Source organism: Pseudomonas tensinigenes (assembly GCF_014268445.2).
GTDB classification, from domain to species: Bacteria; Pseudomonadota; Gammaproteobacteria; order Pseudomonadales; family Pseudomonadaceae; genus Aquipseudomonas; species Aquipseudomonas tensinigenes.
This window is the reverse complement of sequence record NZ_CP077089.1, coordinates 5,332,364-5,347,571: the sequence shown is the minus strand read 5'-3', so window position 1 is coordinate 5,347,571 and position 15,208 is coordinate 5,332,364. Positions and strand designations below refer to the sequence as shown.

The 15,208-nt window shown below is 60.0% G+C and carries 12 protein-coding genes and 1 pseudogene; 2 read left to right on the top strand and 11 right to left on the bottom strand.

Annotation, left to right across the window (positions count from 1 at the left end):
• Positions 1 to 87: 87 nt before the first annotated feature.
• From gcsR to arcD (HU718_RS23735), 6 genes are all read right to left on the bottom strand, one after another.
• A complete protein-coding gene (gene gcsR, locus HU718_RS23760; RefSeq protein WP_150730553.1) occupies positions 88 to 1,596 on the bottom strand; it encodes a transcriptional regulator GcsR in 1,509 nt (502 codons plus the stop codon).
• Between the two features lie 262 nt (positions 1,597 to 1,858).
• Positions 1,859 to 2,221 (bottom strand): DUF5064 family protein, encoded by a 363-nt coding sequence (locus HU718_RS23755; RefSeq protein WP_186614496.1) that lies wholly within the window; start codon positions 2,219 to 2,221, stop codon positions 1,859 to 1,861.
• A 63-nt stretch (positions 2,222 to 2,284) separates the two neighbouring features.
• A complete protein-coding gene (arcC, locus tag HU718_RS23750; protein ID WP_034153407.1) occupies positions 2,285 to 3,214 on the bottom strand; it encodes a carbamate kinase in 930 nt (309 codons plus the stop codon).
• A 192-nt stretch (positions 3,215 to 3,406) separates the two neighbouring features.
• Entirely contained in the window at positions 3,407 to 4,417 is a 1,011-nt protein-coding gene (locus HU718_RS23745; RefSeq protein ID WP_008086805.1) for an ornithine carbamoyltransferase, read from the bottom strand.
• Between the two features lie 69 nt (positions 4,418 to 4,486).
• Positions 4,487 to 5,743 carry an arginine deiminase gene (gene arcA, locus HU718_RS23740; protein ID WP_038366599.1) on the bottom strand — a complete coding sequence of 419 codons (1,257 nt, stop codon included), beginning with the start codon at positions 5,741 to 5,743 and terminating at the stop codon, positions 4,487 to 4,489.
• 33 nt (positions 5,744 to 5,776) lie between these two features.
• Entirely contained in the window at positions 5,777 to 7,204 is a 1,428-nt protein-coding gene (arcD, locus tag HU718_RS23735; RefSeq protein ID WP_008086807.1) for an arginine-ornithine antiporter, read from the bottom strand.
• Between the two features lie 438 nt (positions 7,205 to 7,642).
• On the opposite strand from arcD (HU718_RS23735), the gene arcD (HU718_RS23730) reads away from it, so the two are divergent.
• Both arcD (HU718_RS23730) and HU718_RS23725 read left to right on the top strand, forming a co-directional pair.
• On the top strand, positions 7,643 to 9,070 hold the full coding sequence (gene arcD / locus HU718_RS23730) for an arginine-ornithine antiporter (RefSeq protein ID WP_186614498.1): 1,428 nt from the start codon (positions 7,643 to 7,645) through the stop codon (positions 9,068 to 9,070).
• Positions 9,067 to 9,930 carry a DNA-3-methyladenine glycosylase family protein gene (locus tag HU718_RS23725; RefSeq protein ID WP_186614500.1) on the top strand — a complete coding sequence of 288 codons (864 nt, stop codon included), beginning with the start codon at positions 9,067 to 9,069 and terminating at the stop codon, positions 9,928 to 9,930. The genes arcD (HU718_RS23730) and HU718_RS23725 overlap by 4 nt, the downstream gene beginning before the upstream one ends.
• Positions 9,931 to 10,138: 208 nt before the next feature.
• Here HU718_RS23725 and HU718_RS23720 read toward each other — a convergent pair whose 3' ends face one another.
• From HU718_RS23720 to HU718_RS23705, 5 genes and pseudogenes are all read right to left on the bottom strand, one after another.
• Positions 10,139 to 11,488: a CoA transferase gene (locus HU718_RS23720; RefSeq protein ID WP_186614502.1), complete on the bottom strand. Its 1,350-nt coding sequence runs from the start codon at positions 11,486 to 11,488 to the stop codon at positions 10,139 to 10,141.
• A 191-nt stretch (positions 11,489 to 11,679) separates the two neighbouring features.
• A complete protein-coding gene (locus HU718_RS30075; RefSeq protein WP_400507418.1) occupies positions 11,680 to 12,435 on the bottom strand; it encodes a methyl-accepting chemotaxis protein in 756 nt (251 codons plus the stop codon).
• A gap of 102 nt (positions 12,436 to 12,537) precedes the next feature.
• Positions 12,538 to 13,545, bottom strand: a pseudogene (locus HU718_RS30070) (methyl-accepting chemotaxis protein); the annotation flags it as partial.
• Positions 13,546 to 14,008: 463 nt separating this feature from the next.
• Positions 14,009 to 14,419: a YbaN family protein gene (locus tag HU718_RS23710; RefSeq protein ID WP_186614506.1), complete on the bottom strand. Its 411-nt coding sequence runs from the start codon at positions 14,417 to 14,419 to the stop codon at positions 14,009 to 14,011.
• A gap of 162 nt (positions 14,420 to 14,581) precedes the next feature.
• Positions 14,582 to 15,178, bottom strand: a complete 597-nt coding sequence (locus tag HU718_RS23705) for a biliverdin-producing heme oxygenase (protein WP_186614508.1) — start codon at positions 15,176 to 15,178, stop codon at positions 14,582 to 14,584.
• Between the last annotated feature and the right edge of the window lie 30 nt (positions 15,179 to 15,208).

The following is a 15,208-nucleotide window of genomic DNA, read 5'->3' as shown; positions in this document are numbered from 1 at the left end:
GTCACCAATGATTTTGCTGATTTACCGCTTTCGCGAGCAGGCTCGCTCCCACAGGGGGGGTATTTCCTACAGGGGGTTTGTGGTGATTCAGGGTTTGTTGGGAATGCCGTACTTGCGCAGGCGATGGGCGATGGCCGTGTGCGAAGTTTGCAGGCGGCTGGCCAGTTGGCGGGTCGAGGGATAGCTGACGTAGAGTTTTTCCAGCAGCGTTTTTTCGAAGGACTCGACGGCTTGTTCGAGGCTGTCGACATCGCTGTCGGCTTGGCGCGCGACCGAGGTGCCAGCAATATCGAGATCGCCAATATCCACCAGGCTGCTCTCGCAAATCGCCGCCGCACGAAAGATCACGTTCTGCAATTGCCGCACGTTGCCCGGCCAGCGATTGCCGAGCAGGGCCGGGTAAGTTCCCGGGGCGAGGCGGCAGACCGGGCGCTGAATCTGCGCGCAGGCCTGCTGCATGAAATAGCGTGCCAGCAACAGAATGTCCTGGCCGCGCTCGCGCAGCGGCGGCACTTCGACGTTGAGCACGTTGAGGCGGTAGAACAGGTCTTCGCGGAACAAGCCTTCGCTGACCATTTTTTCCAGATCACGGTGAGTTGCGCTGAGGATGCGCACGTTGACCTTCACCTCACGATCACCGCCGACCCGACGGAAACTGCCGTCGTTCAAGAAGCGCAGCAACTTGGCCTGCAAGTACGGCGACATCTCGCCGATCTCATCGAGAAACACCGTGCCCTGGTTAGCCAGTTCCATCAGCCCCGGTTTACCGCCGCGCGCCGCGCCGGTGAAAGCGCCGGGGGCGTAGCCGAACAGTTCGCTTTCGGCGAGGTTCTCTGGCAACGCTGCGCAGTTCAGGGCGAGAAACGGTGCGCTGTGGCGAGCGCTGATGGCGTGGCAGGCACGGGCGACCAGTTCTTTGCCGGTGCCGGTTTCGCCCTGGATCAGCAGGGGGGCGTCGAGGGCGGCGACTCTTTGCGCGCGTGCCTTGAGTGTGCGGATTGCCGGGGACTCGCCGAGCAGCGCATCGAAACCTTCGGCATGGTCGTGGTGCAATGCCGAGAGTTGTTCGCCGATGCGGTTTGGTTGGTAGAGCGTCAGCAGCGCGCCGGCGTCGGTGATCGGCGTGGCATCGAGCAGCAAGGTCTGACCGTTGACGGTGATTTCGCGCAATGGCAGGCGGAAGCCGTGCTCAAGCAACGTGTCGAGCAGGCCGGGATCATTGAACAGTTCAGCGACACTTTCCCCCGCCGGTTCACGACCGTACAAGGCGATCAACGCCGGGTTGGCCAGCAGCACCTTGCCGGCGCTGTCGAGCGCCAGTACCGGGTCGGTCATCGCCGCCAGCAACGCATCGAGCTGCAAGTGCCGACGCTGGCCGGGGAGGATGTCGACCACGGTCACCGCTTCCACGCCGAGCACGCGAAACAACGCATCTTTCAGCTCTTCGAGCACTTGCGGGCTCAGGGTCGGTGCGTCGATGTAGACGTTGGGAGGGATCATCTCCACCGCATCCAGATTGAGATTGCGCCCACCGAGGATAGCCAGGACTTCCTGGGTGATGCCGACGCGGTCGATGAAGCTGACGTGGATACGCATGGGGCGGTTCAGTGATCTGCAGTGCGGAGGGGGGCAAGTATGCCTTGGGCTTGGAGAGAGGTGAAAGCAAAAGCACCCTCACCCCAGCCCTCTCCCAGGGGGAGAGGGGGCCGACCGAGGTGTCTGAGGTTTGACATCGACCTGAAAGAACCAGTCGATTATGGATTCGGTAAAGCAAGTTCAGGTCGGTGTAACTCTAGAGCATCCCCCAATCAGTCCCCTCTCCCTTTGGGAGAGGGCTAGGGTGAGGGGCTTTTGCGGGTTATTCGAAGTGCTCAAGATTGACCGGGTCGCCGGATTTCATATCGAGTTGCTTGCGGATGTCTTCAAACATCATGTCGTAATGCTTGTGAACCGAGCCGATCTGGCTGTGCGTCTTGGGAATGCCGTACTTCTCGGCGATTTTCGTCACATTGTTGGCAAAGTTGTAGGCCTCCTCTTTGGGCAGGAAGAAGGTCTCTTTCATGTCCTTGCCCTGAAGGTTGCCATGCATCGTGAACTGGATGCCTTTGCCTTTCTGCGGGTCGTTGAACACTTCATAGTCGAGGTGCACGTTGTAACTGACGTCATCCGGCGTCAACGCGTGCCGCTCAATATGCAGATGACCGGGTTCAAACTGGGCCATGGGTTTACTCCTTTCAAGGCATGGGAGAAGGGCAGACCTCGGGCCTGCCCCCGGAGTTTCTAATTATCGGTAAGTGATGCCCGGCTTCGCCGTGGTCACGCGAGTACCGGCAGTACCCTGGACAATCGCTTCGATATCCGCCAGCGAACCGATCACCGCGACCTTGCCAGTATGGCGCGCGAATTCGCAGGCTGCCTGCACCTTCGGCCCCATCGAGCCGGCAGCGAAGCCGAGGCGTTCGAGCTCATCCGGGTGCGCTTCGGCAATGGCTTTCTGCGTCGGCTTGCCGTAATCGATGAACGCCGCGTTGACGTCCGTGGCAATCACCAGCAGATCGGCTTCCAGTTGCTCGGCGAGCAGCGACGAGCACAGGTCCTTGTCGATCACCGCTTCGATACCTTTGAGATTGCGGTTCTCGTCATACATGGTTGGAATCCCGCCGCCACCGGCGCAAATCACGATGCTGCCCTTGTCCAGCAGCCATTTGATCGGGCGGATTTCGAAGATGCGTTTTGGCCGTGGACTGGCGACCACGCGGCGGAATTTGTCGCCATCCGGAGCAATCGCCCAGCCTTTTTCTGCGGCGAGTTTTTCCGCTTCGGCCTTGTCGTAGACCGGGCCGATCGGTTTGGTCGGGTTCTGGAAGGCCGGATCCTTGGCGTCGACTTCAACTTGGGTCAACAGGGTGGCGAACGGCACTTCGAAGTCGAGCAGGTTGCCCAGTTCCTGTTCGATGATGTAACCGATCATGCCTTCGGTTTCGGCACCGAGCACGTCCAGCGGGTAAGGGGTGACGGAGGTGTAGGCCGCCGCTTGCAGCGACAGCAGGCCGACTTGCGGGCCATTGCCGTGGGCGATGACCAGTTGGTTGCCAGGATGGATCTTGGCGATTTGCTCGGTGGCGATGCGGATGTTGGCGCGCTGATTGTCAGCGGTCATCGGTTCACCACGGCGGAGCAGGGCGTTACCGCCCAGCGCTACGACGATACGCATGGTGCTTGTCCTTCTAAAACAGAGGAATGGCAAACGACTCGATTTCCCTGCCGGAACCGGGATCCCCTGTGGGAGCGAGCCTGCTCGCGAAGGCGTCAGATCAGTCGACATCTCTGTTGAATGACCCACCGCTTTCGCGAGCAGGCTCGCTCCCACCTTTGGAACCGGTTCCTTCAGTGGGAGCTATTGCAGTTACAGATCAGCCAGGGTCGAAACCAGAATCGCCTTGATCGTGTGCATGCGGTTTTCCGCTTGCTCGAAGGCGATGCAGGCTGGCGACTCGAACACGTCGTCGGTCACTTCGATGCCGTTTTTCAGATGCGGATACTGCTCGGCAATCTGTTTGCCGACCTTGGTATCGCTGTTGTGGAACGCCGGCAGGCAGTGCATGAACTTGGTGCGCGGGTTGCCGGAGGCTTTCATCAGCTCGGCGTTGACCTGATACGGCAGCAGTTGCTGGATACGCTCGGCCCAGGCTTCCACCGGCTCACCCATCGATACCCAAACGTCGGTGTGAATGAAGTCGACGCCTTTGACCGCCGCTTTCGGGTCTTCAGTCAGGGTGATACGTGCGCCGCTTTCTTCCGCATATTTGTGGCAACGCTCGACCAGATCATCCAGTGGCCACAGCGCTTTCGGTGCACAGATGCGCACGTCCATGCCGAGTTTGGCGCCGACCAGCAGCAGTGAGTTGCCCATGTTGTTGCGCGCATCGCCGAGGTAGGCGTAGCTGATTTCGTGGATCGGCTTGTCGGCGTGTTCACGCATGGTCAGCACGTCGGCGATCATCTGAGTCGGGTGATATTCATCGGTCAGGCCGTTGAACACCGGCACACCGGCGAACTTGGCCAGCTCTTCGACGATTTCCTGTTTGAAGCCACGGTATTCGATGGCGTCGTACATGCGCCCCAGCACGCGGGCGGTGTCTTTCATGCTTTCTTTGTGGCCGATCTGCGACGAGTTCGGGTCGATATAGGTGACGTTGGCGCCTTGGTCATAGGCCGCCACTTCGAACGCGCAACGGGTGCGGGTCGAGGTTTTTTCGAAGATCAGGGCGATGTTGTTGCCCTTCAGGTGTTGTTGCTCGGTGCCGGTGTATTTCGCGCGTTTGAGATCGCGGGACAGGTCGAGCAGGTAACGCAGCTCACGTGGGGTGTGGTGTTCCAGGCTGAGCAGGTTACGGTTGTGAATGTTGAACGCCATGATGATTCTCCTTGGATTCGGTAATCGGCCCGGCCGCTACGGGATGGGTGCGGCCGGGGAGATGGTCGTTTAGTAATCGATCGGGTCGCGGATGATCGGGCAGGTCATGCAGTGGCCACCGCCACGGCCTCGGCCCAGTTCACCGGCGCTGATGGTGATGACTTCCACGCCTGCCTTGCGCAGCAGGGTGTTGGTGTAGGTGTTGCGGTCGTAGCCGATGACCACGCCCGGTTCCACGGCCACCACGTTGTTGCCGTCGTCCCATTGCTCGCGTTCGGCGGCGAAGCTGTTGCCGCCGGTTTCCACCACGCGCAGCTTCGGCAGGTTGAGGGCTTTGGCCACGGTGTCGAGGAAGGTGCCTTCTTCGCGGCGGATGTCGATGCCGCCCTGTTTGCTTTCGTCAGGACGCAGGGTGAAGGCGACGATCTGATTCACTACTTCCGGGAAAATCGTCACCAGGTCGCGGTCGCAGAAGCTGAACACGGTGTCGAGGTGCATCGCGGCGCGGGACTTCGGCAGGCCGGCAACGATGACTTTTTCCACGGCTTTGTTCTTGAACAGGTTCAGCGCCAGTTGGCCGATGGCCTGACGCGATGAGCGCTCGCCCATGCCGATCAGCACCACGCCGTTGCCGATTGGCATGACGTCGCCGCCCTCAAGGGTGGAGCTGCCGTGATCCTTGTCCGGGTCGCCGTACCAGATCTCGAATTCGGCGTTGGTGAACTGCGGGTGGAATTTGTAGATGGCGGTGGTCAGCAGGGTTTCCTGACGACGCGCTGGCCAGTACATCGGGTTCAGCGTCACGCCACCGTAGATCCAGCAAGTGGTGTCGCGGGTGAACTGGGTGTTCGGCAGCGGCGGCAGAATGAAGCTGGAGTGGCCGAGGAAGTCGCGGAACATCTGGATGGTCTTGCCGCCGAAACTGTCCGGCAGATCATCGGCGGACACGCCGCCAATCAGGAATTCGGCGATGTGCCGTGGCTCAAGGCTTTTCAGCCAGGATTTGACTTCGTTGATCAGGCCCAGGCCCACCGAATCGGCGGTGACCTTGCGCTCGAGAATCCAGTCCAGTGCCTCAGGGATGGCGACGATGTCGGTCAGCAGGTTGTGCATTTCCAGCACATCGATGCCGCGCTCGCGCATCTTGGTGACGAAGTCGAAGTGGTCGCGCTTGGCCTGAGCCACCCAGAGCACGTCATCGAACAGCAGTTCATCGCAGTTGTTCGGGGTCAGCCGCTGATGGGCCAGACCTGGGGAGCACACCATGACTTTGCGCAGTTTGCCGGCTTCGGAATGGACGCCGTACTTAACTTTTTCCGTGGTCATTTCAGATCCTCCAGATAACAAATCAATCAGGGATTACAGAGTCAGGAAGCCGTCGTAGAGACCGTAGGCAGCCACCAGGGCCCCCACGACCACTGCGGCGAAAATCAGCTTCTCGACGTTAGTGAAAATCGGTTGTTTGAGTTCCAGCTTGGCTTTGGCGAACAGGATCGCGCCAGGTGCGTAGAGCAGGGCCGAGAGCAGCAGGTACTTGACCCCGCCGGCATACAGCAGCCACACCGCGTAGATCAGCGCGATGCCGCCGATAATCAGATCCTTGCGTCGCTCGGCCGCGAAGCCTTCGTAGCTCTCGCCGCGCACCGCCAGCAGTAGGGCATAGGCCGCCGACCACAGGTACGGCACCAGAATCATCGAGGTGGCGAGGTAGATCAGCGACAGGTAGGTACTGGCCGAGAACAGCGTGATGATCAGGAAAATCTGCACCATCGCGTTGGTCAGCCACAGGGCGTTGACCGGTACGTGGTTGGCGTTTTCCTTACGCAGGAACTCCGGCATGGTGTGGTCTTTGGCGGCGGCGAACATGATCTCCGCACACAGCAGCACCCACGACAGCAGCGCGCCCAGCAGCGAGATGATCAGGCCGACGCTGATCAGCACCGCGCCCCAGTGACCGACCACATGCTCGAGCACGGCGGCCATCGACGGGTTCTGCAGTTTCGCCAGTTCCGGCTGAGTCATGATGCCCAGCGACAGCACGTTCACCAGCACCAGAAACAGCAGCACGGTGATGAAGCCGATCACGGTGGCTTTGCCGACGTCCGAGCGTTTCTCCGCCCGTGCCGAGAAGATGCTTGCACCCTCGATACCGATGAACACCCACACGGTGACCAGCATCATGTTGCGCACCTGGTTCATCACACTGCCCAGATCCGGATTCTTGATGCCCCAGATGTCGGCGGTGAAGATGTCCAGTTTGAAAGCGAACACCGCGATCAACACGAACAGCAGCAGTGGTACGACTTTGGCGACCGTGGTCACCAGGTTGATGAACGCCGCTTCCTTGATCCCGCGCAGCACCAGAAAGTGCACGGCCCACAACAGCACCGAGGCGCCAATCACCGCAGCAACGGTGTTGCCCTCACCGAAAACCGGGAAGAAGTAACCGAGGGTGCTGAACAGCAGAACGAAGTAACCAACGTTGCCCAGCCAGGCGCTGATCCAGTAGCCCCAGGCAGACGAGAAACCCATGTAATCGCCGAAACCGGCCTTGGCGTAGGCGTAGACACCGCCGTCCAAGTCAGGCTTGCGATTGGCGAGGGTTTGAAAGACAAAAGCGAGGGTGAGCATGCCGACAGCGGTGATGGCCCAGCCGATCAGTACGGCACCGACATCGGCGCTGGCCGCCATGTTTTGTGGCAAAGAAAATATCCCGCCACCGATCATTGAGCCGACTACCAATGCAACCAGTGCACCTAGTCGTAGTTTTCCAGGAGCTTCAGACATTTGCATGACTCCATTGCAGGAGAGAAGAGATCACAGCGTAGTTCTGTTGTCTGTTCAAACAGCTGACTTAGATCAGTGCATGGTCACATTCCATTGTTAATGAATGACTTAGGCTTCGACTGAAGGCATAAATATCCTGCCCGCAAGGCCCGTCCTAGAGGCGTTGTGGCTACATTGTTGGGAATGGCTATTATTACTTTCGAATTATCACGCTAGTTCTTTTTCAGCTTTTGGCAAATTTTCAGCGTCTGTTTTCAGTACAGAATTGAATTATCGGGATCAGCGCACAAAACTGTCTTAACGTGCTAGGCGTTAGCGTCATCCGCTATATATAAACAGGCGTTAATTGGCGTTACCTGATAAACGTCATCTACCTTTATCCGTTTAGTTAATAGTTGTTACAAATGCACGCTCACCACACTTCAAAGGGAAACTGAAATGTCGCAACCGACGCAAAAGCTGCGATTAGGCGCGTTGATCGCCCTGGTGGTGGGTTCGATGATTGGCGGGGGGATTTTCTCGCTGCCGCAGAATATGGCAGCACGCGCCGATGCCGGGGCGATCCTGATCGGTTGGGGGATTACCGCGATCGGCATGCTGACTCTGGCGTTCGTCTTTCAGACCCTGGCCAATCGCAAACCCGAACTGGATTCCGGCGTGTATGCCTACGCCAAGGCCGGGTTTGGCGACTACATGGGTTTCTCGTCCGCCTGGGGTTACTGGATCAGTGCGTGGCTGGGCAACGTCGGTTATTTCGTCTTGCTGTTCAGCACCCTCGGCTACTTTTTTCCGGTGTTTGGCCAGGGCAATACGCCGATCGCCATCGGCTGTGCATCGGTGCTGCTGTGGGCCGTGCATTTCCTGGTGATGCGCGGGATCAAGGAGGCGGCGCTGATCAATCAACTGACCACGGTGGCCAAAGTCGTGCCGCTGATCATGTTCATCGTCATCGCGGCGGTGGCATTCAAGGCTGACATTTTTACCCGCGACATCTGGGGCACCAGCAACCCGAATTTTGGCGGGGTGATGGATCAGGTGCGCAACATGATGCTGGTCACGGTGTTTGTGTTCATCGGCATCGAAGGCGCCAGTGTGTACTCGGCGCGGGCGGAGAAACGCAGCGACGTCGGCCGCGCCACGGTGATCGGCTTTATCGGCGTGCTGGCACTGCTGGTGCTGGTCAACGTGCTGTCGCTGGGGATCATGAGCCAGCCGGAACTGGCGAATTTGCAGAACCCGTCGCTGGCGGCGGTGCTCGAGCACATTGTCGGGCCGTGGGGCGCGTTGCTGATCAGCATTGGCCTGGCGATTTCACTGCTCGGCGCGCTGTTATCGTGGGCGCTGCTGTGTGCGGAGATTCTCTTCGCCACGGCCAAGGACAAGACCATGCCGGCGTTCCTGAAAAAGGAAAACAAGAACCATGTGCCGGTCAATGCGTTGTGGCTGACCAACGCGATGATCCAGGTTTTCCTGTTGATCACGCTGTTTTCGGCGGGCACTTACACCAGCCTGATTTATCTGGCGTCGTCGATGATTCTGGTGCCGTACCTGTGGTCGGCGGCGTACGCGGTGTTGCTCAGCGGGCGCGGCGAAACCTACGAACATGCTTCGGCTGAGCGCACCAAGGATCTGCTGATCGGTGGCATCGCCCTCGGGTATGCGGTGTGGTTGCTGTACGCCGGCGGGGTGAAGTATTTGCTGCTGTCGGCGTTGCTGTATGCGCCGGGGGTGATCCTGTTTGCCAAGGCTAAACATGAGCAGGGCGAGCCGTTGTTCACCCATGTCGAGAAAGGCATTTTCACCTGCGTGGTCATCGGCGCGGGGCTGGCAGCGTATGGGTTGTACAGCGGTGTGCTGTCGTTGTGAGGTTGTCGCTTGCGTATGCGCCGCCGTATGACTGGGAGGCGATGCTGGGGTTTCTCGCGGCACGGGCGGTGGTCGGGATGGAAGTTGTGGTCGAGGGTGTGTACTCGCGCAGCATCGGGTTGAACGGTGTTCACGGTACGGTTTCGGTGTGGCTTGGGACGGCAGATGCGCTGGAGGTCGAGCTGGACTTTCCTGATCCGGCAGCCGTGCCCGAGATCGTTGTCAGGTTGCGGCGGATGTTTGATCTGGATGCTGATGTGGCGTTGATGCAAGCGCATCTGGCGAATGATCCGTTGCTGGCGCGATTGATTGCCGAGCGCGCGGGGTTGCGCATTCCCGGTGCGTGGGATGGGTTGGAGTTGGCCTTTCGCGCGGTGCTTGGGCAGCAGATTACGGTGGTGGCGGCGATTCGTCTGGCGGGGAAACTGGTGGCGCAATATGGCGCGCCGCTGGTATCCACAGTGCCCGGATTGACGCATGTGTTTCCCGAGGCGCACGTCTTGGCGGCGGCAGATATGGCGGCGCTGGGCATGCCGAAAAGTCGTGGGCGGACGTTATCGGGGGTGGCGCAGGCGTTGCTGGAAGAACCCTCGTTGTTTGAGCCGAATCGCGAGGGTGGCGTGGCACGGCTACTGGCATTGCACGGGATAGGCGAGTGGACGGCGCAGTACATTGCGTTGCGGCAGTTGCGCGATCTGGACGGGTTTCCCACCGGCGATGTCGGGTTGTTGCGGGCGTTGGAAGTGCTGAAAGGGCAGCGACCAAACGCTCGGGAATTGTCTTTGCGGGCTGAGGCCTGGCGGCCTTATCGAGGGTATGCGGCGCAGCTTTTGTGGACATCTTTGAGCCGGGCAGATTGATACATCATCGCTCGGCCTGAAATTGCAGCCCTCACCCCAGCCCTCTCCCGGAGGGAGAGGGGGCCGACCGAGGTGTCTTGCGTTGTCCATCGACCTGAAAGACCGAGTCGATTAGGGATTCAGCGCCAAGCGTTCAAGTCGGTGCATCTCTTCAATATCCCCCGATCGGTCCCCTCTCCCTTTGGGAGAGGGTTAGGGTGAGGGGCTTTTAATTCCACTGTGGATGATGGGAACCTAATTGTGTCGCCGGCAACGCCCACTGAATCGGTGTGCCGCTGATCTTCACCGGCACCTGCAACCGATGCGCCGGGCCCCACGTGGTCTGCTCCAACGACAAGCTCTGATCCTGCTCTTCCTCGGCACGCAACGCTTCACTCGTCCCCGGCCCATGCTCGATCAACAGTTTCGCCGTGCGCGCCAGCGACAACCGCGCCGAGCCACCGCGACCCGTGTTCAAACGCTCGGTCAACAGTCGGAGCGCACTCGTCGCCAGCAAATACCCGGTCGCATGATCCAGCGCCTGCACTGGCAACGGTGTCGGCTTTTCAGCCTGCTGCCAGCGCTGTCCGGCCTCGGCAATGCCGCTGCTCATCTGTACCAGACTGTCGAAACCGCGGCGGTTCTGCCACGGGCCGCTCCAGCCGTAGGCATTGAGGCCGACATCGATCAGGCCCGGTGCCAGTTGCCGGCGGCGTTCGGCGCCGAATCCGAGATTCTCCAGCGCATCGGCGCGGTAACCGTGCAGCAAAATGTCGGCGTCTTTCAACAATCCTTCGAACACCGCGCGATCCGCCGGATCATGCAGGTTAAGCCGCGCACAGCGTTTGCCGAGGGTCATTTCCGGGACGACACCAGGCTCGTTCCAGGTCGGGGAATCGATGCGCAATACATCGGCGCCAAGGCCAGCGAGAAAACGGCTGGCGGTGGGACCGGCGAGTACCCGCGTCAAATCCAGCACCTTGATCCCGGCCAACGGTTGCGCCACCGAGCCTTGCCACGCTTGGCGCTGTTCATCCTGCGAATCAAGCCAATGCACCAGCGGCTCGGCATTCACCGCGAGCCCCTGCGGATGCGTCTGCCACTGTGCCCAACTGCGCATCTCGGCGGCACAACCCTTGGCGTCGACCACCGCTTGCTCCAGATCCGTACTCGCCCATCGCACGACTTTTACCGCCATCGCAGCACGGTCGGCGCAGGCACCGAGCACGCTTTCAGCGGCGGCGCGGTGATGTGGGGCGTTGGTGTGCAGACGGATCCAGCCGTCGCGAGTCTGATAATCCCCTGCGACTGGATCCCACAGTGGCGGAACTTGCCAGCCGATGGGACGGATTGATGTGGCGAACCAGAACGATGCCAATCGACGATCGACTTCAACGACAGGTCGCTGGCCGGTCTGCTGCTGGAGCAATTCGCTGACGGCCTGACCGGCAGCGGCGATGCTGGCGCAGGCAAGCTCGGTGACGGCGAACGCCGAGGGCAGGGCGCCACGATCAGTAAACGGAATCGGCGTATGCGGCAAGCCGAGTGCGGCTTGAATGGACGTGAGTAAATCAGTCATCGAAGGCCCTCCGGAGCGAGAGGGCGATGATAGTGCAAAACAATGTCGGGTTAGATGAAAACGCCAGCGGGTGAACACTTACCCCTGTGGGAGCGAGCCTGCTCGCGAAAGCGTTGAATCAGTCACATCAGTGTTGAATGTGCTGCCGTCTTCGCGAGCAGGCTCGCTCCCACAGGTATTTTTGCGGTTTGCTAGACGCGGAACTGATCCATCAGTTTCATCTGCTGACTGGCCAGGGCATTGAGCTGGCTGCTGATCGCCGCCGACTCAGTGGCTTGCTCGGTCAGGGTTTCAGTCACGGTCCGAATCGCCGAGACATTGCGATTGACCTCTTCAGCCACCGCACTCTGCTGCTCAGCCGCGCTGGCAATCTGCAAGTTCATGTCACTGATCACCGTCACCGCATCGCTGATCTTGCCCAGTGCATCGACGGCCTGACGAATCTGCCCGGCGTTGTTGTGCGCTTGGGTCTGGCTCGAATGCATGGTCGCGACCACGCCACGGGTGCCGGTCTGAATCCGTTCGATCACGATGCGAATCTCTTCCACTGAATCCTGCGTGCGCTTGGCGAGGTTGCGGACTTCATCGGCAACCACCGCAAAACCACGGCCGCTCTCACCGGCGCGAGCGGCTTCAATCGCCGCGTTGAGGGCGAGCAGGTTGGTCTGTTCGGCGATGCTGCGGATCACCTCCAGTACCGAGCCGATCTGCTCGCTGTTCACCGCCAGCGCTTCAACCTCGGTCACCGCTTTGCTGACTTCATCGGCCAGTTGATTGATGTCGCGGGTGCTGCGCTCGATGATCGACATACCGTCCTTCGCCGACTGATCGGCACCTTTCGCGGCATTGGCTGCGTTCGATGCGCTGTTGGCGACGTCGTGGGCGGTGGCGCTCATTTCGTTGGAGGCGGTGGCGACCTGATCGATCTCGCGGAACTGCACCTGCATGCCTTCACTGGTCTGGCGGGCGATTTCCGAAGACTGGTCGGCGGTGCCGCGTGCTTCGGTGATGCTCTGTTTGATCTGCGCGATAGTCGGTTGCAGCTTGTCGAGGAAACGGTTGAACCAGTTCACCAGTTCGCCCAGTTCATCTTGTTTGCTGTAGTTCAGGCGCTGAGTCAGATCGCCTTCGCCGCTGGCGATGTTCTTCAGCATCTCAGCGACGCTGTTGATCGGCCGGGTGACGCCGGATGCGGTCAGCCAGATCAACAGCAAGCCAACCAGACCGGCGACTACAGCAACCAGCAGCGCCGTGATCACACCGGTTTCCTGAGCATCATCGAGCACCGCTTGCAGCTTGACGGAGTCAGCCAGCAGTACTTGTTTCGGCAAGTCGATGACCACGCCCCAGGCGCGCGAGTTACCAATTGGATCGACTGGGTAAACGGCGCGAATCAAATCACCTTGTTCAAGAATCTTCGGTGTGCCGGAGCTCAGCAGTTGCAGCACATCCTTGCCATCGGCGCCGAGGGTGTCGCTGATTTTCTTGCCGACCTTGGTCGCGTCGGAACTGTCGGCAGCGAGCACGCCGCTGCCAGAGACGATCAGCATGTGCCCGGCGTTGTTGAACAGATTGCGCTGGGAATCCACGGCCGCCGCTTGCAGGGCGTCGAGGGCGATGTCGACACCGACCACGCCGATGGCCTTGCCGTCGACAATCAACGGCACGGAAATGGTCGTCATGAGCATTTCCTTGCCACCGACCGTGTCGGCATACGGGTCGAGCAGGCAGGTGCGCTTGGCATCGCGAGGGCAGGTGTACCAACTGTTGTAGGGCGTGCCGCTGACGCTGAGGGTGGTTTTGGTCAGGTCTTCTTCGACCATGATGGTGTTCAGCGAGGCGCCGGCGGCGCGGCTCCAGTACGTGGCAAAACGTCCGGCTTCGTTGGACTGGCGCGCGGCATCGTTGGCGAACTCGCTGTCCTTGCCGTCGAGAGCATTCGGTTCGAAAGCCAGCCAGATGCCGAGCACTTTGTCGTTGCGCTCGAAGGCGGTTTTCAAGCTCAGGTTCAACTCTTCACGTAAGGCGCCGGCGTCCAGCGAACGCTTGGCGGCCATTACCCGCAGGTCCTTGATCTGATCCGCTACGGCCGTGATCACCGTCAGGCTTTCGCCGAAGGTTTTCTGCACCCGCACGGCTTGCTCGGCGGCTTTGGCTTGCAACAGGTTCTGCACGCTGGCGGTGAGCAACTGGTTGCTGGAGTTACTGACCAGTTCGTCGTTCTGGTTGGTCTGGTAGATGTTCATGCCGACGATCAGCGCGACCACACCGAGCAGGCACAGGCCGGAGAGCAGGACGATTTTCAGGCGAATGGACAGAGAGTCGAACATGGGGCGATCTCGCGAATGAATAAACGGGTGGCAGGCGGATATGAACTATCCGGTTCGCCAAATCCATTCAGCGCCATTCAATGCTCATCGGCGTAGAAGCAGAGGTCATGAGGCGTGTGCCGACGGACGGTCAGCGCTAAACGTTTGCGCAGGGGAAAGTGCTGAAAAAGCGATTAATTACAGGGATGTTTCAGTGCGATGACGGGTCAGTGCAGACGCGGATGGATTCCGGGCGCGACCAGATCCACAGATTGCTCAGGCTCATCCCGGCAATCGCCAGATAGACCGGCCAGCCGTGGTCGAGCATCACCAGCATTAACGTCGCGCAAAGCAACATACTCACCGTCGCACTGACCTTGGCCTTGCGCGCGATGATCTTGCCGTTGCGCCAGTTACTGAGGATCGGCCCGAACAAGCGATGGTTTTCCAGCCAGGCACTCAGGCGCGGCGAGCTGCGGGTCGCGGCCCAGGCGGCGAGGAGGATGAACTCGGTGGTCGGCAGGCCGGGCACGACGATGGCGATCAGGCCGATGCCGAGGCTGACGTAGGCCAAGAGGCCGAACAGCACGCGGGCGAGTTTCGAGGAGGCGGGTTGCGGCATGGGCTACGCGGTGGCTTCTGAAGCGGAATGGAGATCTTACAGGTTGTTGCAGTTCCCATGTGGGAGCGAGCCTGCTCGCGAAAGCGGTGGATCAGTCACATTAATGTTGAATGTGCTGCCGTCTTCGCGAGCAGGCTCGCTCCCACAAGGAATAGTGTTGTGTCAGGCAGGTTCGGCTTCAGTGGCGTAAGCCTGTTCCAGCAGCACGGTGAAGCGGTTGAACGCGTCGATCGCGCCTTGCTCCACTTCAGCCTCTTCTTCAGCAGTGAACTGCAGCGAATCGAGGGTGCGTACGAAGCTTTTCCAGCCTTCGGCACGGCCACCTTCAGGCTCGCCGAGGTGACGGGCACCAAAGGTTTCGCTCAGCTCCAGCGCCACGGCGCGTTTGATCAGGAACGCCGCACCGAGCTTCGAACCTTCGGAGACAAAAATCCAACCCAGTGCGCGAGCCTTGCTCGGATTTTTCACCGCGCCCGCCACCGGTGCCGGTACTTCAGTGTCGAGGTCGGCAAGGTCAGCCTTGGCCGCTTCAGCGCGGCAACGCGCCGGCAGATCCGGGACGATCGCAGTCAATTCTGCATCGTTGTACAGATCGACCAGTTCCGACTGGAACAGGTACTGCGCGACGACGAAACGAGCGAAATTGGCGCGGGTCTCGAACGGCGCGTGCGCCTTCACCAATGCATCGAGTTTGCTGTGCGGTTCATTGGTGATCTGGTTCAAGCGTTGCGAACGCAGGGCTTTTTCCGAAGTGGTCATGACATGTCCTTGATAAAAGAGGCGCTTGAT

What these genes read in the sequence shown, in the direction of transcription:
- gcsR (WP_150730553.1), bottom strand. Translation starts at nt 1,596, where the DNA reads ATGCGTATCCACGTCAGCTTCATCGACCGCGTCGGCATCACCCAGGAA.
- HU718_RS23755 (WP_186614496.1), bottom strand. Translation starts at nt 2,221, where the DNA reads ATGGCCCAGTTTGAACCCGGTCATCTGCATATTGAGCGGCACGCGTTG.
- arcC (WP_034153407.1), bottom strand. Translation starts at nt 3,214, where the DNA reads ATGCGTATCGTCGTAGCGCTGGGCGGTAACGCCCTGCTCCGCCGTGGT.
- HU718_RS23745 (WP_008086805.1), bottom strand. Translation starts at nt 4,417, where the DNA reads ATGGCGTTCAACATTCACAACCGTAACCTGCTCAGCCTGGAACACCAC.
- arcA (WP_038366599.1), bottom strand. Translation starts at nt 5,743, where the DNA reads ATGACCACGGAAAAAGTTAAGTACGGCGTCCATTCCGAAGCCGGCAAA.
- arcD (WP_008086807.1), bottom strand. Translation starts at nt 7,204, where the DNA reads ATGTCTGAAGCTCCTGGAAAACTACGACTAGGTGCACTGGTTGCATTG.
- arcD (WP_186614498.1), top strand. Translation starts at nt 7,643, where the DNA reads ATGTCGCAACCGACGCAAAAGCTGCGATTAGGCGCGTTGATCGCCCTG.
- HU718_RS23720 (WP_186614502.1), bottom strand. Translation starts at nt 11,488, where the DNA reads ATGACTGATTTACTCACGTCCATTCAAGCCGCACTCGGCTTGCCGCAT.
- HU718_RS30075 (WP_400507418.1), bottom strand. Translation starts at nt 12,435, where the DNA reads ATGCAGGTGCAGTTCCGCGAGATCGATCAGGTCGCCACCGCCTCCAAC.
- HU718_RS23710 (WP_186614506.1), bottom strand. Translation starts at nt 14,419, where the DNA reads ATGCCGCAACCCGCCTCCTCGAAACTCGCCCGCGTGCTGTTCGGCCTC.
- HU718_RS23705 (WP_186614508.1), bottom strand. Translation starts at nt 15,178, where the DNA reads ATGACCACTTCGGAAAAAGCCCTGCGTTCGCAACGCTTGAACCAGATC.